Annotated in this window: 23 protein-coding genes and 1 pseudogene; 10 read left to right on the top strand and 14 right to left on the bottom strand. The window is 69.4% G+C overall.

The genetic code is table 11. The annotated features are described in order from the left end of the window. Nucleotides 1-5: 5 nt before the first annotated feature. From AB0L64_RS30830 to AB0L64_RS30820, 3 genes are all read right to left on the bottom strand, one after another. Nucleotides 6-908: an endonuclease/exonuclease/phosphatase family protein gene (locus AB0L64_RS30830; protein WP_363715761.1), complete on the bottom strand. Its 903-nt coding sequence runs from the start codon at nucleotides 906-908 to the stop codon at nucleotides 6-8. Nucleotides 909-1,000: 92 nt separating this feature from the next. Next, nucleotides 1,001-1,726: an HAD family hydrolase gene (locus AB0L64_RS30825; RefSeq protein WP_363715759.1), complete on the bottom strand. Its 726-nt coding sequence runs from the start codon at nucleotides 1,724-1,726 to the stop codon at nucleotides 1,001-1,003. Nucleotides 1,727-1,770: 44 nt separating this feature from the next. Next, nucleotides 1,771-2,865: a CPBP family intramembrane glutamic endopeptidase gene (locus AB0L64_RS30820; RefSeq protein WP_363715757.1), complete on the bottom strand. Its 1,095-nt coding sequence runs from the start codon at nucleotides 2,863-2,865 to the stop codon at nucleotides 1,771-1,773. Between the two features lie 166 nt (nucleotides 2,866-3,031). On the opposite strand from AB0L64_RS30820, the gene AB0L64_RS30815 reads away from it, so the two are divergent. Next, entirely contained in the window at nucleotides 3,032-4,000 is a 969-nt protein-coding gene (locus AB0L64_RS30815; protein WP_363715755.1) for a Dyp-type peroxidase, read from the top strand. 11 nt (nucleotides 4,001-4,011) lie between these two features. On the opposite strand, the gene AB0L64_RS30810 is transcribed toward AB0L64_RS30815, so the two are convergent. Beyond that, nucleotides 4,012-4,926, bottom strand: a complete 915-nt coding sequence (locus tag AB0L64_RS30810) for a hypothetical protein (protein WP_363715753.1) — start codon at nucleotides 4,924-4,926, stop codon at nucleotides 4,012-4,014. Nucleotides 4,927-5,029: 103 nt separating this feature from the next. Here AB0L64_RS30810 and AB0L64_RS30805 point away from each other — a divergent pair, with 103 nt between their 5' ends. From AB0L64_RS30805 to AB0L64_RS30785, 5 genes and pseudogenes are all read left to right on the top strand, one after another. Next, a complete protein-coding gene (locus AB0L64_RS30805) occupies nucleotides 5,030-6,580 on the top strand; it encodes an ATP-dependent DNA ligase (RefSeq protein ID WP_363715751.1) in 1,551 nt (516 codons plus the stop codon). Then, entirely contained in the window at nucleotides 6,573-7,247 is a 675-nt protein-coding gene (locus AB0L64_RS30800) for a methyltransferase domain-containing protein (protein WP_363715749.1), read from the top strand. Before AB0L64_RS30805 ends, AB0L64_RS30800 begins: the two co-directional genes overlap by 8 nt. Nucleotides 7,248-7,289: 42 nt before the next feature. Then, nucleotides 7,290-7,670, top strand: a pseudogene (locus tag AB0L64_RS30795) (hypothetical protein); the annotation flags it as partial. 73 nt (nucleotides 7,671-7,743) lie between these two features. Beyond that, a complete protein-coding gene (locus AB0L64_RS30790) occupies nucleotides 7,744-7,959 on the top strand; it encodes a hypothetical protein (protein ID WP_363716468.1) in 216 nt (71 codons plus the stop codon). Between the two features lie 876 nt (nucleotides 7,960-8,835). Next, complete coding sequence (locus tag AB0L64_RS30785; protein WP_363715747.1) at nucleotides 8,836-9,117, top strand: hypothetical protein; 282 nt, start codon at nucleotides 8,836-8,838, stop codon at nucleotides 9,115-9,117. Between the two features lie 135 nt (nucleotides 9,118-9,252). Here AB0L64_RS30785 and AB0L64_RS30780 read toward each other — a convergent pair whose 3' ends face one another. From AB0L64_RS30780 to AB0L64_RS30765, 4 genes are all read right to left on the bottom strand, one after another. Then, nucleotides 9,253-9,396 (bottom strand): hypothetical protein, encoded by a 144-nt coding sequence (locus AB0L64_RS30780; protein WP_363715745.1) that lies wholly within the window; start codon nucleotides 9,394-9,396, stop codon nucleotides 9,253-9,255. Next, on the bottom strand, nucleotides 9,384-9,593 hold the full coding sequence (locus AB0L64_RS30775) for a hypothetical protein (RefSeq protein WP_363715744.1): 210 nt from the start codon (nucleotides 9,591-9,593) through the stop codon (nucleotides 9,384-9,386). The genes AB0L64_RS30780 and AB0L64_RS30775 overlap by 13 nt, the downstream gene beginning before the upstream one ends. A 72-nt stretch (nucleotides 9,594-9,665) precedes the next feature. Beyond that, the gene (locus tag AB0L64_RS30770; protein ID WP_363715742.1) at nucleotides 9,666-9,908 is read right to left on the bottom strand and encodes a hypothetical protein; all 243 of its coding nucleotides are present in this window, start codon (nucleotides 9,906-9,908) and stop codon (nucleotides 9,666-9,668) included. 292 nt (nucleotides 9,909-10,200) lie between these two features. After that, nucleotides 10,201-10,875, bottom strand: a complete 675-nt coding sequence (locus AB0L64_RS30765) for a hypothetical protein (RefSeq protein WP_363715740.1) — start codon at nucleotides 10,873-10,875, stop codon at nucleotides 10,201-10,203. Nucleotides 10,876-10,982: 107 nt separating this feature from the next. Between AB0L64_RS30765 and AB0L64_RS30760 the strand changes: the two genes are divergently transcribed. Continuing rightward, nucleotides 10,983-11,855 carry a helix-turn-helix transcriptional regulator gene (locus tag AB0L64_RS30760; protein ID WP_363715738.1) on the top strand — a complete coding sequence of 291 codons (873 nt, stop codon included), beginning with the start codon at nucleotides 10,983-10,985 and terminating at the stop codon, nucleotides 11,853-11,855. Here the strand turns inward: AB0L64_RS30760 and ctaD are convergent, their stop codons facing one another. From ctaD to AB0L64_RS30740, 4 genes are all read right to left on the bottom strand, one after another. Then, complete coding sequence (gene ctaD, locus AB0L64_RS30755) at nucleotides 11,856-13,625, bottom strand: cytochrome c oxidase subunit I (protein WP_363715736.1); 1,770 nt, start codon at nucleotides 13,623-13,625, stop codon at nucleotides 11,856-11,858. A gap of 63 nt (nucleotides 13,626-13,688) precedes the next feature. Continuing rightward, nucleotides 13,689-14,210 carry a type 1 glutamine amidotransferase domain-containing protein gene (locus AB0L64_RS30750; protein WP_363715734.1) on the bottom strand — a complete coding sequence of 174 codons (522 nt, stop codon included), beginning with the start codon at nucleotides 14,208-14,210 and terminating at the stop codon, nucleotides 13,689-13,691. A gap of 63 nt (nucleotides 14,211-14,273) precedes the next feature. Continuing rightward, the gene (locus tag AB0L64_RS30745) at nucleotides 14,274-15,074 is read right to left on the bottom strand and encodes an LLM class flavin-dependent oxidoreductase (RefSeq protein WP_363715732.1); all 801 of its coding nucleotides are present in this window, start codon (nucleotides 15,072-15,074) and stop codon (nucleotides 14,274-14,276) included. Then, the gene (locus tag AB0L64_RS30740; RefSeq protein ID WP_363715730.1) at nucleotides 15,071-15,874 is read right to left on the bottom strand and encodes an alpha/beta hydrolase; all 804 of its coding nucleotides are present in this window, start codon (nucleotides 15,872-15,874) and stop codon (nucleotides 15,071-15,073) included. Before AB0L64_RS30740 ends, AB0L64_RS30745 begins: the two co-directional genes overlap by 4 nt. A gap of 85 nt (nucleotides 15,875-15,959) precedes the next feature. Here AB0L64_RS30740 and AB0L64_RS30735 point away from each other — a divergent pair, with 85 nt between their 5' ends. Then, nucleotides 15,960-16,832: a LysR family transcriptional regulator gene (locus AB0L64_RS30735; RefSeq protein ID WP_363715728.1), complete on the top strand. Its 873-nt coding sequence runs from the start codon at nucleotides 15,960-15,962 to the stop codon at nucleotides 16,830-16,832. Here AB0L64_RS30735 and AB0L64_RS30730 read toward each other — a convergent pair. Continuing rightward, nucleotides 16,829-18,841, bottom strand: a complete 2,013-nt coding sequence (locus tag AB0L64_RS30730) for a DUF1906 domain-containing protein (protein ID WP_363715726.1) — start codon at nucleotides 18,839-18,841, stop codon at nucleotides 16,829-16,831. The genes AB0L64_RS30735 and AB0L64_RS30730 overlap by 4 nt on opposite strands. Before the next feature lie 174 nt (nucleotides 18,842-19,015). Between AB0L64_RS30730 and AB0L64_RS30725 the strand changes: the two genes are divergently transcribed. Together AB0L64_RS30725 and AB0L64_RS30720 are read left to right on the top strand one after the other, a co-directional pair. Then, a complete protein-coding gene (locus tag AB0L64_RS30725) occupies nucleotides 19,016-19,591 on the top strand; it encodes a TetR/AcrR family transcriptional regulator (RefSeq protein WP_363715724.1) in 576 nt (191 codons plus the stop codon). Between the two features lie 82 nt (nucleotides 19,592-19,673). After that, nucleotides 19,674-20,873 (top strand): Cmx/CmrA family chloramphenicol efflux MFS transporter, encoded by a 1,200-nt coding sequence (locus tag AB0L64_RS30720; RefSeq protein ID WP_363715722.1) that lies wholly within the window; start codon nucleotides 19,674-19,676, stop codon nucleotides 20,871-20,873. Here the strand turns inward: AB0L64_RS30720 and AB0L64_RS30715 are convergent. Next, a complete protein-coding gene (locus AB0L64_RS30715) occupies nucleotides 20,831-21,628 on the bottom strand; it encodes a TIGR02569 family protein (RefSeq protein ID WP_363715720.1) in 798 nt (265 codons plus the stop codon). The two genes, AB0L64_RS30720 and AB0L64_RS30715, sit on opposite strands and share 43 nt — an antisense overlap. Nucleotides 21,629-21,665: the final 37 nt, after the last annotated feature.

Below are 21,665 nucleotides of genomic sequence, written 5' to 3'. Positions count from 1 at the left end.
CGGTTTTACCGGCCGAGCTCGATCCAGGACTCGACCGGCAGATGGTCGCTCGGGAACTGGCCGTCCTTGCTGAAGGTGTTGATACCCGCCTTCGGGACCCGCAGGCCCGGTGTGGTGAGGATCCAGTCGATTCGGTCACCGTTGGGCGTCAGCGGCTTGTAGCCGTGGAAGGTGGCGTAGAGCGCACTGCGGCGCTCGGCGGTCAGCCAGGTGTCCTGGAAGGTCCCGCTCGTCACGAGCTTGTCGTAGACCGTCAGACCGGGCTTCGCCGCCTCGTTGAAGTCGGCCGTCATGATCACCGGCAGGGCAGGGTCGAAGCCGGCGATCCGCTGCAGGATCAGGTCGGCGGACTTCGACCGCGCCGTCGCGTCGTACGCCTCGAGATGGGTGTTGACCGCGTAGAACTGCTTCGACGTCGCCTGGTCCTCGAACCGGACCCAGGTGACCATCCGTGGGCAGCACCCGCCCCAGGTCTTCGAGCCGATCACGTCCGGGGTGTCCGACAGCCAGAAGTGGTCGAACTCGAGCGGCCGAAGACGGCGCTGGTCGAAGAAGATCATCATGAACTCCCCCTTGCTGCCGCCCTCCCGCCCCAGGCCGATCGAGCCGTACGACGGACCGAGGTCCGCGGCGATGTCCTGGAGCTGGGAGTACAGCCCCTCCTGGGTCCCGAGCAGCTGCGGGCGCGCCTGCCGCAGCTGCTCCCGCATCACGGGACGCCGGTCCGCCCAGGTGTTCGGCGGGGTGTCGCTCGCATACCGCAGGTTGTACGACATCACGTGCAGCGGGCCGCTGGTGGCAGCGGCCCGCTCCGAGGCTGGGGCGGCCTGCGACACCCCACTGGCGAACGTCAGGCCGGCAACGGCGGCCGCAACGAGCGCGGCGAGCCGACGGCGCGTGGTGAACATGTCAAAAACCTCCAAGGGCGGATGACAAGGAGGTTGGACGTTAACCAGATCCGGTGAACGGTTGCCAGCCGTAGCGCGTCGCGCACGTGAGGTCAGGCTGCCGCTTCGTTCCAGGAGTCGATCAGCGGGGGCAGCTCGGCCAGGCGCTGGACAGTCGCGTCCGGCGTGCCTTCGGTGTGCCCGATCTGCTCCTGCGGGATCGCGCTGTGCGGCAGGTGGGCGGCACGCATGCCGGCGTTCTGCGCGCCCCAGACATCGTCGAAGAGCCGGTCACCGACGAACAGGCATCGAGACGGCTCGGACACCCCGACCGCCCGCATCGCGGCCAGGAAGGCCTCCGGGTGCGGCTTGGTGTGCGCGATCTCGCTGGTGTAGACGGCGCCGTCGAGCAGGTCGAGCACGCCGTCGCGCGCGAAGACCTCCTCGTGCCGTCGCCGCGGCCAGAGCGTGTTCGACAAGACGCCGACCTTCAGGCCGCGATTGCGCAGCGCCTGCAGTGTGTCGACGGCGTCCGGCTCCAGCTCGGTGTGCGGGTCCCATTGCCGCTCATACTCCGCGAGGGCCGCCGGGGTCATCACGACCTCGGCCAGCGCGCACACCTCCTCGAGCGTGCTGCTGCGGTGCTCGTCGCGGGAACGCCGCCAGACCGTCCCCTCGGCCGCGACCAGCCGGGCCGCGAGCTCGTCGGCGTTGCCGGGGTTGTCGGGGTGGAGCAGCGCAGTCACCGCCCGCCAGGTCTCGTACAGAGAAATGTCGTGCCAGGTCGCCAGCGTGCCACCCCAGTCGAACAGGACGGCTTCGATCTTCGCGTTCGTCACCCGGCACAGCCTGCCAGAGCCGACCGACAGTTCTCGCCTGCTTTTCAGCTCAGCCGGGCGATCTCCTGCCGGCGGGCCAGCCAGGCGACGGCGATCGCGTAGAACGCCAGGCACGGGATGTCCGCGACGAACAACGTCCACGGCGCGCCGCCCTGCACGTCCCACTGGTCACCCCGGCCAGTTGCCGCGGGCAACAGAAAGGCGATCAGGTTGTTCAGCGCGTGCAGCGCGATCGCAGCTTCCAGTCCCCCGGTCCGGACCGTCAGCCAGCCGACCGTCACCGCGAACAGGAAGATGTCCGCCATCGCCCACCCGCTGTACCCGTGTGCCGACACGAACGCGGCGCCACCGATCACGATCCCGGGCCACGGCGAGCGGAAGACGGTCCGCAGCCAGTGTGCCCGGCCGTTCGGGTCGTCCGGGCCGTACGCGCCGACCGCCTGGATCAGCCAGCCGCGGAACACGAACTCCTCCGCCGCCGACTGGAACGGCACCAGCAGCACGATCACCAGCGCCGGAACGACGAACGCGCTCCAGCCGATCCAGTCCCCGCCGCTGGTCCCGATCGCGTCCTCGGGCGGGAACACGGCGTCGACCAGGAGCCCCATCGCGAACGACAGCACGATGTACCCGAGCGCCGGCAGGCAGCACCACAGCAGCCAGCGCCAGCGGATCCGGTTCAGCACCGAGGCGACACTCCAGAACGGCCGGCGCTGCACCAGCCACGCGGTCAGGCCGACGAGCGGCGTCAGGACGGCGAGCATCACCAGCGTGACGGCGAGGTTCTCGGTGTCGCTCGGGAAGATGTCGGCGCCACTCGGCGCCGGGAACGGACCGGCCAGCAGGCGGTGCGCGATCGCCCAGACGACAGCGACGAGCGATGTCACGAAGAAGCCGAGCGCGCCGAGCAGCAGCGTCCCGACGACAGGCCGCCACCAGGCGTGCTTCGGCGTCCGGGCGAGGCGGTGGAACGGCGTCCCCGCGGGCGCCGGGACGATGCGCGGCTCGCGGTACGCCGCCGGCGGGTAGCCGCCGTACGGCTGGGGGTACGGCGGTGGGTACGGCGGTGGGTACTGCTGTGGGTGCGGCGGCGGGTACTGCGCCGGATACTGGGGCGGCTGCTGACCCGGATCTTGCACCGGCCGGCCGTACGGACCCGGAGGTGGGTAGGGGCCGGGGTGGGGCGGCGGCGGTGGAGGCTGCCCCGGCTGGGAGTATGGGCCCGGTTGCGGAGACGGCCCGGGCTGCTGCGGGTCCATGACTGGACTCTAGAAGATCGGGCCAACTGGACGGAGGGAGAACACGGTGGTTACTGAACCGACGCCGGACACGAGCCGGGCGACGAGCGCTCTGCCGCAGTCCGTGCTGATGCCGTTGAGCGGTTCCGCCATCTTCCTGGTGGTGCAGGTCGAGCCGGGCGGCGAGGAGCGCACCCGCGACCTGCTGGAGCGGTTGAGCGGCCTGGTCCGCTCGGTCGGTTTCCGGGTGCCGGCCGGCAACCTGTCCTGCGTCACCAGCATCGGCTCGGAGGTCTGGGACCGGCTGTTCAGCGGCCCGCGCCCCGCCGAGCTGCACCCGTTCGCCGAGCTCAAGGGCGCCACCCACCACGCCCCGTCGACGCCCGGCGACCTGCTGTTCCACATCCGCGCCGCCCACCAGGACCAGTGCTTCGAGCTCGCCGCCCAGATCATGAACGCCCTGGACGGCGCCGCGACGGTCGTCGACGAGGTGCACGGCTTCAAGTACTTCGAGATGCGCGACCTGCTCGGCTTCGTCGACGGCACCGAGAACCCGGCCGGTGACGAGGCCCGCGACGCCGTACTGATCGGCGACGAGGACCCGGACTTCCGCGGCGGCAGCTACGTGATCGTGCAGAAGTACCTGCACGACCTGAAGGCCTGGAACGGGCTGACCGTCGAGCAGCAGGAGCTCGCCGTCGGGCGGACCAAGCTCGACGACATCGAGCTCGACGACGCGCGCAAGCCCGGCAACGCGCACATCGTGCTGAACGTGATCGAGGACGAGGACGGCAACGAGCTGCAGATCCTGCGCGACAACATGCCGTTCGGCACCGTCGGCACGCAGGAGTTCGGCACGTACTTCATCGGGTACGCCAAGACGCCGGCGGTGACCGAGCTGATGCTGCGGCGGATGTTCATCGGAGTGCCCGAGGGCAACCACGACCGGCTGCTCGACTTCTCGACCGCGGTCACCGGCGGCCTGTTCTTCGCCCCGCCGGCGGACTTCCTCGACGACCTGCCGCCGGCGCCCTGACCGTACTTCGCCTATTCGCCGAACAGCGGCGCGTCGACGACGCTGCCCCAGCTGTAGTCCACCGGGTCGGTGAAGGTCGCCGGCACCTTGCCGAGGCTGTTGATGACCGTCGCGGTTCCGTTGGCGTGCCCAACGGCGTACAGATATCCGGAGCCGGAGTCCTCGTCGATGCCGAGCAGCAGCGTGCCGTACTGACCGCAGCGGCTCGCCATCAGCGTCTCGAACCCTTGCCAGGTGCCGGTCCGCACCGGCTTCACGACGGGCTTCATCGGCTGGCTGAGCGGAATGTGGATCGTGTAGAGCGCGCCGCCCCGCGTCGTCGCCAGCAAGGTGTCGTACGTCGACGTACGGCTGAGCAGGGTGACGGCCTTGACGGCGGAGAAGCCGGGATACGAACCGGCGGCCTCCCAGTGCTCGACGCCGTCGTTCGTCGGGTTGACGTGCCAGCGGAAGAGCGTGCCGTCGTTGCGAAGGGCGTACACCCGCCAGCTCGGATCGTCGAGCGACCAGGACTGCGTCAGCGTGCGGAACACGTCCCAGCCGCCGCCGATCCGGGTCATACTGCTTCTGAGGACCTTGCCGCCGGTCCCCTTCTCGACCCACTGGTTCGCCTGGTACATCGCGCCGCCGCTCACGACATGGCCGTTCAGCGACATCTCGTCGCCGAAGTCGTCGTCCCACACCCACTGGCTGCTGAGTGAGATGCTGCGACCGCCGAAAGCCTGCTTGGCCATGACGGTTGCCGGGCTCGCCGTGACCGGCGACGTCGCGACCACGTACCGGTTCACGGTGTCGCCGCCCGCCGTCAGCGCACCGGCCTGCACCTGACAGGTGCTCGCCGTTGGCGCCGCTGACGCCGGAGCCATGCTCGTCAGGACCGGAACAGCCAATGCCAGGCCCGCCGCTACTGCAATCGTCCGCCGCATCTCGACTCCCCCTTCGACAACCGCTCTCCCGGACAACGATGCGCACCGCTGCGTGGAAGTTGCGTGATCGGGGATTGTCGGCGCGATGCGACAGACTGGGAGCATGTTGCTCACCGAGGTGGTCCAGACGTCGGCCGCGCTGGCCGGGACCCGGTCGCGGCTGAAGAAGGCCGAGTTCATCGCCGACGTGTTGTCCAAGGCCACGGAGCCGGCCGAGATCGAGATCGTGGTGACGTACCTGTCCGGTGAGCTGCGGCAACGGCGGACAGGGGTGGGCTGGCGGACGCTGACGGAGGTTCCGGAGCCGGCCGCCACGCCGTCGTTGACGGTCGAGGAGGTCGACGCGGCGTTCGCCGGCCTCGCCGAGATGTCTGGCACCGGCGTGCAGGCTCGGCGCCGAGCGGCTGTCGACGCGCTGTTCGGTCGGGCGACGGCCGACGAGCAGCGGTTCCTGCGGCTCCTCGTCGGCGGCGAGCTGCGGCAGGGCGCACTCGACGGCGTGATGGCCGATGCGGTCGCCCGCGCGACCGGCATCCCGCTGGCCGGGATCCGGGCCGCGACGATGTTGCGCGGGGCGGCTGCTCCGGTCGCCGTCGCCGTACTGACCGAGGGCGAAGCGGGGCTGGCGCAGTTCGGGCTCGAGGTCGGGCGCGGCGTGCAGCCGATGCTGGCGCAGTCCGCGACGAGCGTCGCGGAGGCCCTGGCGAAGACGGGGACGCCGGCCGCGCTCGAGTGGAAGCTGGACGGGATCCGGATCCAGGCGCACCGCGACGGCGACCAGGTCGTCGTCTACACGCGGACGCTGGACGACATCACCTCCCGCGTGCCGGAGGTCGTCAGCGCCGTCCTCGCGCTCGACGCCCAGCAGGTCGTCCTCGACGGTGAGCTGATCGCGCTGCGGGCCGACGGTCGGCCGGAGCCGTTCCAGGTGACCGGGTCGCGGACGGCGACGCGCGCCGCGACGGGGCCGGATTCGGTGCCGCTGACGCCGTACTTCTTCGACATCCTGCACCAGGACGGGCAGGACCTGCTCGGGCTCGACGGGGCGGCGCGGCAGGAATGGCTGGCGAAGCTCGTGCCCGAGGAGCGGCGGATTCCCCGGCTGGTGACCGAGGACGCCGAGGCCGGGCAGGCGTTCTTCGCGGACGCTGTGCGCCGCGGCCACGAAGGCGTGGTGGTGAAGTCGCTGACCGCGCCGTACGAGGCGGGCCGGCGCGGGTCGGGCTGGGTCAAGGTGAAGCAGACCCACACCCTCGACCTGCTCGTGCTGGCTGCGGAGTGGGGCCACGGACGGCGGACAGGCTGGTTGTCGAACCTGCATCTCGGCGCGCGGGACGAGGAGACCGGCGAGTTCGTGATGCTCGGGAAGACGTTCAAAGGGCTGACCGACGAACTGCTGCGATGGCAGACCGAGCGGTTCCAGGAGCTCGCCGTCCGGCAGGACGACTGGGCCGTCTACCTCCGGCCGGAGGTTGTCGTGGAGATCGCGTTCGACGGGGTGCAGACCTCGCCGCGGTATCCCGCCGGGATGGCATTGCGGTTCGCCCGGGTGCTGCGATATCGCGAGGACAAGAAGCCCGCCGACGTCGATACTGTCCAGACGGTCCGGGACATCCACCTGGGTACTGGGGAGAGCGTGGGCAACGATGAGTGAGGACCCCGATGTCGTCTCGCGGCGGATCGCGCGCGAGTCGCTGGACCGCGACGACCCGACGGGCTGGTTCGAGAATCTGTATGCCGCGGCCGCCGACGGCTCCGCGGTCGTCCCGTGGGATCGCGGGACGGCGCATCAGTTGCTGCGCGAGTGGGTCGAGGAGTCCGAGCCCGACGGCGCCGACAAGACCGCGCTCGTCGTCGGCGCGGGTACCGGCTGGGACGCTGAGCTGATCGCCGACCGCGGGTACGACACGACGGCGTTCGACATCTCCCCGAGCGCGATCGAGGCCGCCCATCGCAACCACCCGGACTCCAGGACGCACTACCGCGTCGCCGATCTCCTCGCGCCACCGGCAGCCTGGCACCACGCGTTCGACCTCGTCGTCGAGATCTACACCGTGCAGGCCCTGCCGATCACCCTGCAGCCCGAGGCGGTCAAGCAGGTGACGGAGTTCGTCGCCCCGGGCGGCACCCTGCTGGTGATCGCCGCAGCCCGCGCCGACGACCAGCCGGACGATGCGATCGAGGGCCCACCCTGGCCACTCACCCGAGCCACCATCGAGTCCTTCGCCACCCCAGACCTGCACCGGATCCAACTGATCCAATCCCCCAGCCCTACCGACCCCAGCGTCCTGCGGTGGCGCGCGGAGTACCTGCGCGACTGAGCCGCGGTATTACGGTGTGTCCGATGGGCGCACGCGGTCGCGATGCGCGAGGACCGACCTCCCTTGGGGGAACAGTTGGCCAACTGGCTTACTGACGGCCGCGTGCCGGAGTGGCCCGCGCCGGTGATGCGTGCGCGGGAGGCGGCGCTCGCCGTCGGGATGCCGCTGACACGGGCCGGCGGCGGGCCTTCATGTTGCCTGCCGGCGGTCGGGCAGTTCCTCGCGGTGCTGGCGGCTGGATGCAAGGGCGGATTGATAGGCGAGGCGGGTACGGGCGTCGGCTTCGGGACGGCATGGATGGCCGCGGCGATGCCCGCCGACTGCCGGCTCGTGACGGTTGAGCTCGACGAGACCAGGGCGGCTGCCGCACGGCAGGTCTTCGCGGACGAACCACGCGTCGAGGTGGTTCACGGGGACGCGTTCGAGGAACTGGCGCGCCGGGCGCCCTTCGACCTGCTGTTCGCGGACGGCGGCCGGCAGCCGGCAGCCGGCGGAAATGATCGACCTGATCCGGGTCGGCGGCCGAGTGGTGAACGACGACGTGACGCCGGTGGGCCTGCTGCCGCCCGATTCGCCGTACCTCACGCACGATCCGAAGCGGGACTTCTTCTTCGACGATCCCCAACTCATCTCCACCGAGGTGGTGCTCCCGGACCTGCGGAACTCGCCGCTGGTGGGGACCCGGGTGTGTGATGTCTCAGGACCTCGGTGACACTCATGGCCAACCAAGGCATCTGCTCGGCCTGACCGGACGCGCTCGCTCAGCGGCAAATCCGGACGGTCCATGCGGGAGACTCCACTGGTGCGGACTGAAGTGCAGAACCAGATCAGGATGCTTGGCAGCGCCGTTGTTGCGGAGATCGCCAAGCGACGCGACTCTCACCGCCGTTGGCTCCGGCTCGGCCCAGTCGACGGCGGGTGCACCTGCTGGATGTCGAGGTCCCGGTCGGCGTCGACCCGGCCAACTGGCCTTGGGACGATGGGGACTACTTGCGGTTCAATCGGTCGTGCTTCGGAGGCGTTCGATCGCCTTCAGGATCTCGTCGCGATGCTTCGTCTGCTTCATCCAGGACGGGAGCCTTTCGACAGGGCTTGACCTTGCGGCGGGCGGGCGTAGCCCTCGTTCCCGCAGAGTGGCCGAAACGAAGGACTCCAGCAGATCGAGGTGCGGGACGTTGTACGCCCAAAGCACATGACCCACGCAGTCCGCCGTGAGCCAGAGCCGGAGTCCGCAGTATGGATCCCCCCTGCCATCGCGATAGATCGTCCACCGTGAGAGGGCGGGCCGGTCGACGAAGTATCCGCAACTCAGACAGGAGACGCGCCGCGGCGTAAAGACTGGCCTCTCGTCCGAGGTCTCAGTCGACACCGGGGCCACACGAGCCTTGTGACCGCAGCTCGGGCAGCGAACGAGAATCTCGCCCATGTAGTCCCAGATTTCGCTACGTGGGTCCTGGAACCTCTCCGGGCCAGGATCCTGTGGGGCCTTCACGGAGACACTCTAGACGGGCCAACAGTCCTCACATTGGCCGTTCCGTGCTTCACGGACAGCGGCAGAGGAGTGCGTTCGGGATGCCATCATCAAGGGATGGCGAAGCACTCGATTGAAGTGGCGGACTACGACGCATCCCGCGGAGTTGTCGTCCTCACTGAGGAGGGCGGGGACATCGTCGTCCGCCTCGGTTCCGACGGTGTGAAGATCGAGGCGAACCCCGCCGGTCTGCGCGATCTAGCCCGATGGTGTCTCGCGCTTGCAGATCCCGACGCACCTACCGGCGCGCACATCCACATGGACCCAGGCCAGTACCTACTGACTGGGGACAGCGAAGCGTTGACGCTTGGGCGCTCAGACACGCTCCGCGCCCAGTAAAAGCGTCGGCCGCTCGATGCGCCCAATCTTCGGCATGAACGTGCGGATTGCGGCAAATCAGTGCGTTCTTGGTTGCTACCGGCGCAAGGTCGACGGTGATGGCGAGCATGCTGGAGCGGCGCCGGTCGACGCTGCTCACGGCGTGACGGTGATCCCCAGCGGCGCCGTCAGCGTGACGCCGCTGTCCGTCGCTAGGGCGATGTCCAGCCACCATTGTCCGGGCGGGACGGCGTAGCCCAGGTCGGGAGCCACCGAGGCTGTGCCGATCAAGACGGGCACAGGGCGGCTCTGGTGAGGCTCGATCGCGAACCCCACCGGGCCAGCGGCCGCGGGCCGACGTAGAGACCGACGACGGTGCCGGAGTTGTCGGTCACCGCTGATGCCAGGGCGCCGTTGGTGAGGAGCACTTGCTCGTCTGCGGCTCGATTCGTGACCAGTACGTCCTGGTACACGAACCGGCCGGTTCGGACCGTCAACGGAGACAAGGGTTCCACGTCGAGCCCGGCGGACTCAGCGGCAGCTCCGCGTACCTCGTGCCAGCGCTCGTATCAGCTCGTCTTCACCGACAGCTGTCCGCCCGGAACGGTCATCGCCCCGACATGCAGATCCACAAAGCTTCCGTACTTCGCGTTCACCGCGGCCGCGATGTCGGTTGCCCAGGCGGCCAACTCGATGTGGATCGGCCGCCCTCCCCGCTGCTCGCTGACGGGGTCTTGAAGGACCATGAACGCGTCCGGTGACTCCTCGAGCAACTGGCGCAGATCAGCGCGCAGACTCTCCCAGCCGGCCATAGCCTGACGGTATCGGAATCGCGCACCCTGTCGCCGCTCGCGGAAGCGCGATCTAGTCCGCTGAGCAACTTCCTGAATTCGGCTCTTCCGTGCTTCACGGACAGCGGCAGATGAGGTCCGCTGAACAACAGGTAGCGGTGCGGGCCGCGGTTCGACCCCGTATCGGACCTGCCGGAGCGCGACGACTTCCCCTCGGCCGTCAATACACCCCGCAAGACCTTGCCGGCCTCAACTGGCCCTTCACCCATGACCTCCCCGAAGACTGGGCCGCCATCTCCAAGAACCCCGATCTTCAGGCGTGCTCGACCATCTCGAGGAACTCGATTAGCTCCGGATCGCCCGAGATCCGGAGCCGCGCATCCGTGAGCACCCAACGCCTGATGTCCGCAGTGACGTCGATCATGCCCGACCACCCGACAGCCAGCTCTCCGTTCAGCAGGTCGCCCCACCACCAGCGGAACAACTCCTGGGCGTGCAGATCCGCAGGGCCTGGCGGTTGAGCGTTCCACACGTCGAGCCATTGGGTGAGAGGTACGGGCGTCGTCGCGAGGAAACTGAGTACGACGTGCGCGTCGGGAGTTCGCGGGAACGACGCCAACGTGTCGGACCACCACTCCCGGCAGACGGCGAGCAGCGCATCACGCTCATCGTCGGCCCACGTGGTCCAACACCCAGCCTCGACGAGGCGGCTCGCGATCAGTTCCCCGTCGACGTGCAGATCGCCGTACACGAGCAGAGCCATGATCCGCGGCGTCAGCTTCCGGTACAGGTTGACGAAGCCACCCCAGTGATCCGGCCCCTCGAACGCCGCGTACGACAGGAGCTCCGTCGGAATCGCGCCGACCGGTCCCGCTAGAAGCACAGCATCTTCCTCGGTGTAGCAGAAGCCGCAGTAGTCTGCCAGGTCCGCTTCGACCCCTGCGAGCACCTCAGCCAGCCGCAGCAACGCCCCGTCGACCGTAGTCATCCCGACATCATCCCCGAGCCCAGGACCGGCCGCGACTGTTCGGGCGCGACCTGGGCGGACTGAGACTGCATGGGAACATTTGTTCGAAAATCATGTAGACTTGGGGTATGGCGGGGCGGAGTGTGGTGGGGCCGACGGCTCTGCGGATGATGTTGGGGGGTCATCTGCGGGAGCTGCGTGAGCGCGCCGGTGTCTCCCGCACCGATGCCGGCTGGGCGATTCGGGCGTCGGAGTCGAAGATCAGCCGGCTCGAGCTCGGCCGGGTCGGGTTCAAGGAGCGCGACGTCGCCGACCTCCTCAGCCTGTACGGCGTGCAGGACGCGCGCGAGCGGGACCGCCTGCTGGCGCTCGCCCGCGAGGCCAACGACCCGGGGTGGTGGCATCGGTACGGCGACGTGACGCCGGAGTGGTTCGACGCGTATCTGGGGCTCGAGGCCACCGCCGAGCTGATCCGAACCTACGAGATCCAGTTCGTCCCGGGCCTGCTGCAGACCGCGGAGTATGCGCGCGCCGTCGCGCAGCTGTCCCCCAGCGGCCCGCGCGCCGGCAGCGAGATCGAGCGGCTCGTCGCCCTGCGCAGACGACGGCAACGGGTGCTCGACCGCGAGCCGCCGCTCAAGCTCTGGGCCGTCATCGAAGAGGCCGTCCTGCACCGTCCGATCGGCGGCACCGCGGTGCTGCGCGACCAGCTCGACGCCCTGCGCCAAGCCATCACGCGGCCGAACGTGACCGTCCAGATCATCCCGCTGGAAAGTTCAGGTCATGCAGCCACCGGAGGCGCGTTCAGCCTGCTCCGCTTCCCGCAGCGCGACCTGCCCGACATCGTCTACCTGGAACACCTCACCAGCGCGCTGTACCTGGACAAGCGCGACGACGTCGAGACCTACACCCAAGCCCTGGACCTGCTGGCCTCCACCAGCCCGTCGCCACAGCGCACCGAGCAGCAGTTGACCCGCCTGCTCGAGCGCTTGCCGGCCTGACTATTGCTCGGTCTCGTGCTCGGTCTCGCCCTTCAGATGTTCGACCCGCCCCTGGTCCTCTCCCGCGTCCAGCAGCTTGCCCCCAGGCGTCGCGTTGTGCGCGTACTCGGCGAGCGCGAGTGATGGATGGTGGAGGTCGAACGCCGGGGACTCCGAGCGGATCCGGGGCAGCTTGACGAAGTTGTGCCGCGGCGGCGGGCAACTCGTGGCCCACTCGAGCGAGCGGCCCCAGCCCCACGGGTCGTCGACCTCGACGCGAGGCGAGCGGCGGGACTTGTAGATGTTGTAGAAGAACGGCAGCGTCGAGATCCCGAGGATGATGGCGCCGACTGTCGACACCTGGTGCAACACCGTGAAGCCCTCGTTCGCCCGGTAGTCGGCGTAGCGCCGCGGCATCCCTTCGACGCCCAGCCAGTGCTGCACCAGGAACGTCGTGTGGAAGCCGATGAACAGCAGCCAGAAGTGCAGCTTGCCCCACTTCTCGTCCAGCATCCGCCCGGTCAGCTTGGGCCACCAGAAGTAGAACCCGGCGAACATCGCGAACACCACCGTGCCGAACACCACGTAGTGGAAGTGCGCGACCACGAAGTACGTGTCGTTCAGCTGGTAGTCCAGCGCCGGCGACGCCAGGATGATCCCGGTCAGACCGCCGAACAGGAACGTGACGAGGAAGCCGACCGCCCAGAGCATCGGCGTGTCCAGCGACACCGAGCCGCCCCAGATCGTGCCGATCCAGTTGAAGAACTTCACACCGGTCGGCACCGCGATCAAGAACGTCATGAACGAGAAGAACGGCAGGTTCACGCCGCCGGTGACGAACATGTGGTGCGCCCAGACCGCGATCGAGAGCGCCCCGATCGCGAGCGTCGCCGCGACCAGGCCGTAGTACCCGAAGATCGGCTTGCGGCTGAACACCGGGAGGATTTCGGTGATGATGCCGAAGAACGGCAGCGCGATGATGTAGACCTCTGGATGCCCGAAGAACCAGAACAGGTGCTGCCACAGCAGCGGTCCGCCGTTCGCGGGGTCGAACACATGCGCGCCGAGTGCACGATCCGCCTCCAGCACCAGCAGCGCCGCCGCCAGGATCGGGAACGCGATCAGCACCAGGATTGACGTGACCAGCACGTTCCAGGTGAAGATCGGCATCCGGAACATCGTCATACCCGGGGCGCGCATCGTGATGATCGTGGTGATGAAGTTGACGCCGCCGAGGATCGTGCCGAGGCCGGCCATCCACAGACCCATCACCCACAGGTCCCCGCCGACGCTCGGCGAGCGCTCCCCGCCCGACAGCGGCGCGTACGCCGTCCAGCCGAAGTCGGCCCCGCCGCCCGGGGTGCCGAACGCACTCAGCGTGATCAGCCCGCCGAACAGGAACAGCCAGTAGCTGAACATGTTCAGCCGCGGGAACGCGACGTCCGGCGACCCGATCTGCACCGGCATGATCACGTTGGCGAAGCCGACGAACAGCGGGGTCGCGAACAGCAGCAGCATGATCGTGCCGTGCATCGTGAAGAGCTGGTTGTAGACCTCCTCGTTGACGATCTGCAACCCCGGCTCGGCCAGCTCGGCGCGAATCACCAGCGCCATCACACCGCCGATCAGGAAGAACGCGAACGACGTGACCAGGTACAACTGGCCGATCACCTTGTGGTCGGTCGTCGACAACAGCCGGCCGATCACCTTCCCCAGCGGCCGCCGGCTCCCCTGGACCGCGGCGGTTCCGGTGCGCTCGGTGACCCCGGCATGCCCGCTGACACTGGCCATGCACCCTCCCGAACTACAGCATTCCTTCGATTAGACACCTATGGTGCGAGGAGCAACACCCCGTCAGCCGAGTGCGCTCAGTAGCGATTTGCTGAAGGCCGGCAGGTCGTCGGGCTTCCGGCTGGTGATCAGGTTGCCGTCCGTGACGACGGATTCGTCCACCCAGTCGGCGCCCGCGTTGCGCAGATCCGTCCGCAGACTCGGCCAGGACGTCATCCGCCGCCCGCGCACGACGTCCGCCTCGACCAGCGTCCAGGGCGCGTGACAGATCGCCGCGACCGGCTTGCCCGAAGCCATGAAGTCCCTGACGAATCCGACCGCCTTCTCGTCGGTCCGCAGCGCATCCGGGTTCGCCACTCCCCCGGGAAGCACCAGCGCGGCGAAGTCGTCGACCGACGCATCACCGACAGCCTGATCGACCGGCGCCGTCTCCGCGGCGGTCAAATGATTGAAAGTCTGTACCTGACCGGTCTCGGGGCTGAGCAGGACGGGCTCGTAACCAGCGTCCTGCACGGCCTTCCAGGGCTCGGTGAGCTCCACCCGCTCGATCCCCTCGGCAGCGACCAGGAACGCGATCTTCGGCATCGTGAACTCCTCTCGGGTAGCAGGGACGTCATCCGGTACCCGAGGAGCCGGCCGGCACACGCGCTATTTCGGCGGACCCGCGGCGATCAGTGCGCGGACGTCGGCGAGCTGCAGCGTCGCCGGGTCGACGTCCATCAGGCACCAGGTCGCGCCCGCATCGGCGTACGGACGCGGATCGACGTCCGGCTCCAGCGCGACCGCGATGTCGAAGGCGTCCAGGTCGCCGCGCAGTTCACGCAGTACGGCGGCCGGTGCCGCCACCTGCTCCGGTGAGGTGAGATTGACCGGGAAGAAGCCGTCGTACCGTGCGGCGCGCCGGACTGGCTTCGCGTTGCCCGGGAAACCCGCGAGCCACACCGGCACCCGGCCGGCGACCGGGCGCGGCAGGAACTGCACGTCGTCGACCAGGAAATGCTTGCCGTGGTGGCGCACCGGCTCGCCGGTCCACCCTGCGGTGAGGATCTCGAGTGACTCGTCCATCCGCTCGGCGCGGATCCGGTCGTCGAGCTCCTCGCCGGTCTTGGAGTACTCCTGCGCGAAGCGGTCGCTGCCCAGCCCGACTCCGAGGATCAGCCGTCCGCCCGAGAGCCGGTCCAAGGTCGTTGTCTCACGCAACAGCTTGGTCGGCCGCCGGCGGGCGATCGGCGAGACCATCGGACCGATCCGCAGCTGTTCCGTGGCGGTCGCCATCGCGCTCATCGTGATCCACGGATCCGAGACCTCCCGCACCGGCGGCCGCCACCACAGCTGGTCCCAGAGGAAGAACCCGTCCCACCCGGCCTCCTCGGTCGCCGCCGCCAGCTGCGCGACCAGCAGCGGGTCGGACAACTCGTCGAACAGCGGCAACCAGATCGCGTACTTCATCGCGTCACCTCGTCCACGAACGTCTTCCAGTACGGCGCCGACAGTCCGTGCCCCATGCCGTGCAGGACGACGAGCCGGGCCCCGGGCACCGCGTCACGGATCGACTCACCGTGCGGCAGTGGCAGCAGCGGGTCGGCGTCCCCGTGCAGGACGAGCACCGGCACCGCCAGGTCGCCGAAGCCGCCGTTGCGCGGGGCATCGAAGTCCATCGCGAAGTGGTTCGTCAGCGCGGCCTCGTAGTCCTTGGTACGAGCCATGTCCTCGCGGACCAACGCCCGGGCGGCCGATTCGTCGAAGTGCCCTGCCGCCTCGGCCTCGATCGAGCGTACGACGTACTCCTCGACCTCGGCCGCGTCGCCGAAGTCCGGCGTACCCAGCCGCGGCATGTCCGCCGACGGCGGCGGCAGGCCCTCGTCGCCGCTGCTGCTCGACACGAACGTCAGCGACGCGACCCGCGACGGGTGATCGAGGCCGACCATCAGCGCCGTCCCGCCGGACATCGACTGCGCCACCACGTGCGCCTGCGCGACGCCGAGCGCGTCGAGAAGGCCGACGGCGTCCGCAGCCAGGTCGCTCATCGCGTACCCGGGCGCGCCGACCGGGAACGAGGTCGAGCGACCGGTGTCGCGCTGGTCGTAGCGGATGACGAAGCGGCCGCGGCTCGCGAGCTCGGCGCACAGCTCGGTGTCCCACCACAGCATGGACGCCCCGGCGCCGTGGATCAGCAGGATCGCGGGGTCGGCCGGGTCGCCGTACGTCTCCGCGCAGAGCTCGATGTCATGGACTCGGTAGATGGTCATGACACGACCGTAGAATCCGGCGCATCATCGTGAAAAGCGATTGATTCTTATCAAAGCGATCGCCATTGGCGATAGAGTGCGGCGCATGTACGAATTGCGTCATCTGGCGACGCTGGCCGCCGTCGCCGACGAGGGGTCGTTCGGACGGGCCGCGAGCCGGCTCGGGTACACCCAGTCGAGCGTCAGCCAGCAGATCGCCGTCCTCGAGAAGACCGCCGGCGGTCCGCTGTTCGACCGGCCGGGCGGTCCGAAGCCGGTCCGGATCACTCCGCTCGGCGCCGTCGTGCTGCGGCACGGCCGCGAGTTGTTGCGCCGCGCGGACGACATGCGCGACGGGATCGAGCGGTTCCGGGCGGGCGACAGCCGGATCGACATCGGCACCTTCCAGACCGTCTCGAACACGTTGCTGCCGCAGGTGATCCGGGAGCTGCGCGACGCACATCCGGGCTGCGACATCCGGCTGTTCGAGGAGGAGACCGACGATCCCGACCTGACCGGGCTCGACCTGATGTTCTTCGACGGGCGGACCGGCGACAGCATCGAGGACCTGAAGTTGCTCGACGACCCGTACGTGCTCGTGGCGCGCCCCGGCGACTTCCCGGCCGGACCGATCCCGCTCGAGAAGCTCGACGGGCTTCCGCTCGTCGCGCACCCCGCGATCTGCCACCAGGCCGTCGTCGAGGACTTCCTGAACGCCCGCGGCATCCACCCGCAGTTCGTGTTCCGCACCGAGGGCAACGAGGCGCTGCTGGCGATGGTCCGGGCGGGTCTCGGTGCGGCTCTGGCACCGAGACTCGCCGTACTCCGGGACGACGAGAGCCTGGCGTTGCACGAGCTCACGCCAGAGCTCCCGCCGCGGGAGATCTTCTTGCTGTGGCAGGCCGGCCGCACCCACTCACCGCTCGCGGCGCACGCGATCGAACTCGCGCGACGTGCGGCGGCCGACCTCGCCGGTTAGCCGACCGTCAGCACCTTCGACGCCGTCTGCGTGCCCTGGTGGTCCGCGTCGGCCAGCCACACCACGCGGTAGGTGTATGTGCCACGGGCGGTCGGCTTGAGGCTGAACGCGTACTTGCCGTTCGTCGTCAGCTTCCCGGTCGTCACCGCGACCCACGACGTACCGGAACGACGCTGCAGGTACGCCGTCGTACCGGCGTGTGCCGGGTTCAGGTAGCCGTACAGCAGGCTCGATCCGCCGAGCGTGATCGCGCCCGGCACGAGGTACGCCGACATTGCCGGGTGGACCTGCACCAGCGCCGTGGCGCTCCGCGTCCCGAGCAGGCCGGCGCCACCGTTGTAGCCCCACATGTAGTAGGTCGACACAGCCGGCTTCTGCGACGTCGAGACGACCCCGTTGGCGTCGGTCGTGAAGGACCCGACCGTCGACCACTTGGTCGCGTTCTTGGCCTTCGAGTACAGCACCACCGGCACGCCGGCCATCTTCGCCGCACCGTCCAGCCGCGAGACGCCCATCGACAGCGTCACCGCACCGGTGTACATGATCGACGCCGAACTCGCGCCGAACGTCGCCTTCGTCCCGACCAGCCGGACATCGACGCCCGGGCTGATCTTGCCGGCGCTGTTCTTCACCCACACGCGATACGCGTAGCTGGCCGAGTTCGCGAGCCCGGTGTGCGTGAAGAGGCTCGCCGTGCCGTTGTAGATCGACGTACCCGCGGTCGGCAACTGCGGCGGGGTCGAGCCCGACGCGGCGCGGACCATGATCTGCCCGAGCGTGACGTTGGCAGGCTGCGTCCAGCGCAACGTGGCGGCCGCGACGCCACCCGTCACGGTGAAGCTGGTGACCGGCGGCGGCGGAGCCGTCAGGTTCAGGTAGTCCTTGTCGATGTTCAGCGTCACGCCGCCGTTGGTCTCGGTGACGTTGTCGTACTGATGGACGCGCTGGTGGTTGCTCCAGTACGTCGCCGGGATCGACATCGTGCCCGGCGTGCGGTTCCACTGCGCGACCCAGATGTTGTCGGGACGCGTGTACGCCGTGTTCGCGTACGCGCCGACCAGCGCCTTCGCGCCGGAGGTGGCGCCGACGTACGCACCGCCGACGTACCCGCGGGCGTTGAGCTCCTGCGTCCACCCGCTCAGGTAGGACAGCACCGCGGCGTCACAAGCGGCCGTCGACGTGTACGCCTCGATGTCGCTGTAGATCGCGCTCCGCTGGGCGAATCCCAGCGCCTGCGCCGCCGCGACCGCGTTGATCGCCGCGTTCCTGCCCTGGATCAGCGCGGTCGACGCGACCGAGGACATCCGGCTGTTGTACGTCGTGCACGGCGCCTGCAGGCCGACGTCGATCAGCAGGAACTGCCAACCCTTGCTCGCGTTCGTGGCGACCCAGCTGGACGTCAGGTTCGGCTGTGCGCACGCCCGCAGGCCGCCGCTGATGTAGATGCCGATGCCCTGGTACTTCGGGCGCCAGGCATCCATCGTGCTCTGCGAGGGCGCCGTGCAGGCGTCGAAGCCCTCGCCCGCGTAGTTGCCCGTCGCAACAATCGTCGGGGTCACCGCGGCCTGCTGGGCGACCCGCGCCGACGAGGTCTTCGTCACCACCCGGCCGGTGGCGAGCAGGTCGCTCGCGGTCTGCTCGGCGCCCGGCGCGTAGTACGCCGTTGCCAGGACGCCGGCATCTGCGACCGCGCGCCGGAGCAGGCCGTCGGTGGACGGCTGCGCCGTGGTCAGCGGCTCCAGGATCAGGCCGGTGCTGCGGCCGACGCGGTGCGCCGGGCAGTCGGCCTGCGCCGCGCTGTGGCCGAGGTACACGGCCGGCTGGTCGAGCCGGACGCAGGCGGACGGAGTCGCGGCCAGGTCGACGACCGGCCAACTGGCCGGCACGGTGACCTGATAGCCGCGGTAGGAGACGGTCTTCGTGTCTTCAGCGGTGGCCGGTGCGCTCGCGGCGACTCCGGCGACCAGGCCGAGGGCAAGTGCCAGCACCCCAGGTCTGAACAACCTCACAATGCTCCTCAGTTCATCGATGGAACGGTGCCCCCAAGTGAAGGCGAGCGCCGCCGCACTGTCGAAGAGCTTCCGGCACTCGCCTCGATGCGCAGATGCTATCGGCGCTGCGAGATCACCCGCCGGGCAGGATGTTTTGGATCAATCGGTCCAAAACGTGCTAGGCTCGGCGGCATGCCGAGACCGAGGACGTTCGACGAGGACCGTGCCGTGGACGCCGCGATGCGGGTGTTCTGGAGATCGGGCTACGAGGCCACCTCGACCCAGGACCTCTGTGCGGCGACGGGCCTCGGCCGGAGCAGCATCTACAACACCTTCACCAGCAAGCGCGACCTGTTCGACCGCGCCCTGCGGCGGTACGCCGATCGCTTCACCGCCGCCCAGCTCGAGGTCATCCAGGACGCGACGCTTCCGATCCGCGAGCGGGTCCGGCGGATCCTGTGGACCGCGGTGGAGCCGGATCCCGACGACCCGGCGGGCTGTTTCGTGATCAACACGATCGTCGAGCTCGGCCCCAAGGACGCCGAGATCGTCGAGCTCCTCGACCGCGACCACAACGTCAAGCTCGCCGCCCTGACCACTGCTCTCCGGGCGGCACAGGCCACCGGCGAGCTCGACCCGGAGCAGGACGCGGCCGGCCTGGCGACGTACGTCTTCACCGTTCTCGGCGGGCTCCGGGTGGCCGCCCGGCGTGGCGCGGCCCCCGAGAGCCAGCGAGTGGTCGTCGAGGCCACCCTGCGCAGCTTCTGAACCGCATCTCCCCCGGGTCAGTCATCTGCCCGCTTTTTGCACCGATCGATCCATTATCAGCTTGATCTCCGAGAGGACCCTCATGCCTCGCGCTGTCTATCTGCTCGGGCTCGCGATCTTCGCCCAGGGCACGTCCGAGCTGATGCTCGCCGGTCTGCTGCCCGAGATCGCGACCGACCTGGACGTCTCGATCCCGGCCGCCGGGCTGCTGATCTCCGCGTTCGCGGTCGGCATGCTCGTCGGCGCCCCGATCCTGGCCGTCACCACGCTGCGCTGGTCCCGGCGCGCCGCGATGCTCGCCTTCCTGACCGTCTTCGCGCTCACTCACGTGGCCGGCGCGCTCACCTCGTCGTACGGCGTGCTGGTCGCGACCCGCGTGGCCGGGGCGTTCGTGTACGCCGGATTCTGGGCGGTCGCATCGGTGACCGCGATCGAACTCGCGGGACCGGCGGCGCGGGCCAAGGCGATGAGCATCCTGGCCGGAGGTCTGACCGTGGCCACGATCGTCGGGCTCCCCGCCGGCACGCTCCTCGGTCAGCACCTCGGCTGGCGATCAGCGTTCTGGGCGGTCGCCGTACTGTCGGTCGCCGCGATCGCCGGCGTCGTCGCCACCATCCCCGGCGGACGTGCGACGGAGACGCCGCGGTTGCGGCTCGAGCTGCGGAGCATGGCGAACCCGCAGCTGTGGCTCGCGTACGGGACGACGGCGTTGTCGACCGGCGCGATCCTGGTGATCTTCAGCTATCTCGCTCCGCTGCTCACCGAGACGACCGGCCTGTCCGCGACCTGGGTGCCGGTGATCCTGGCGCTGTACGGCGTCGGCGCGCTGGCCGGGATCACGATCAGCGGACGGACCGCGGACCGGCGACCGTTCCGCACGCTCGTGATCAGCCTGGCCGGGGTGATCGCCGCCGCGGTCGTCGTCGCACTCGCGACCGCGACGCCGTGGCTCGCCGTACCGGCGATCATCGGCGTCGGCACCTTCGGCTTCGCCACCAACCCGGCGGTGAACTCGCGGGTGTTCAGCGTCGCCGGCTCCGCGCCCACGCTCGCGGCCGCGTTCAACATCTCGGCGTTCAACGTCGGCATCACGGTCGGGCCCTGGCTCGGCGGCCTGGCGCTGGACGCCGGCGCGGGCTACTCCGCCGTCGGCTGGATCGGGGCCGCGCTCGGAGTCCTTGCCTTCGGCACCGTTCCGCTCGCCGCCCGGGCCGCGGGCAGGACCCGCGCCGCGGCCGATCAGGCGGCGTACGAGACGGCCAGCTCGATCACCGGCGCGTAGGCCGCGCGCCGGGCTTCGGTCCAGGTCGCGGCGCCACCGGCGAGTTCGTCGGTGGTCAGGCGATAGATCAGCGCCCGGACAAGCATCTGCCCCCACTCCGGCAGGTGCGCCCAGCGCGCGGCGAGATCCGGCGTCGCGGCGTACCAGCACAGGGCGTCCGCGACGGCGACCGCCGCAGCCCAGGACGGTGGACGCCAGTAGACCGGCCAGTCGATGATCGCCGGCGGGAGACCGTCGGCGAACATCACGTTCCCCGGCAGATCGCCGTGCGCCAGCTGCGACCTCAGCTCCACCGGCCGCCACGCCGCGGCGAGCGGCCCGACCAGGTCGACGTACGCCGGACTTCCGTCGGCCGACTGCTCGCGCCAGGCCACCCGGTCACCGTCGGCCCACGGGTCACGGCGCGTCTCGAGGAACGACGGCCGCGGCAGGTCGGCAACGGCTTCGTGGAACGCGGCAGCTGCCGTGAGTACGTCGTCCTGCCGGCTGACGTCCGTCGCTCCGGCGAGCAGCTCCGTGGCCTCCCACCCCAAGGCGACCCACTCACCCTCGCGAGCCCGCACCGGCCGGGGCACGCGGAAATCCCCGGACTCCGGCAACGCGTCCAACACGTCGGCGCGCCACGCGGCCTCGGCGTCAGCGCGCTTCAGTACGACGTCACCGGACCGCCAGGTCTCCCCCTGTCCACCCGCCAGCCGGACGGCGGGCTCGGACAAACCGAACGCCGCCAGCACATGACTTCCCGGTCCGTCCACAGCTCCACCCTTTCATGGGCAGGGTGCTCTAGGATTT

The organism is Kribbella sp. NPDC051936 (assembly GCF_040680955.1).
Taxonomy (GTDB): domain Bacteria; phylum Actinomycetota; class Actinomycetes; order Propionibacteriales; family Kribbellaceae; genus Kribbella.
Note: the sequence above shows the minus strand (reverse complement) of the source record. Positions and strands in the feature narration are given on the sequence as shown.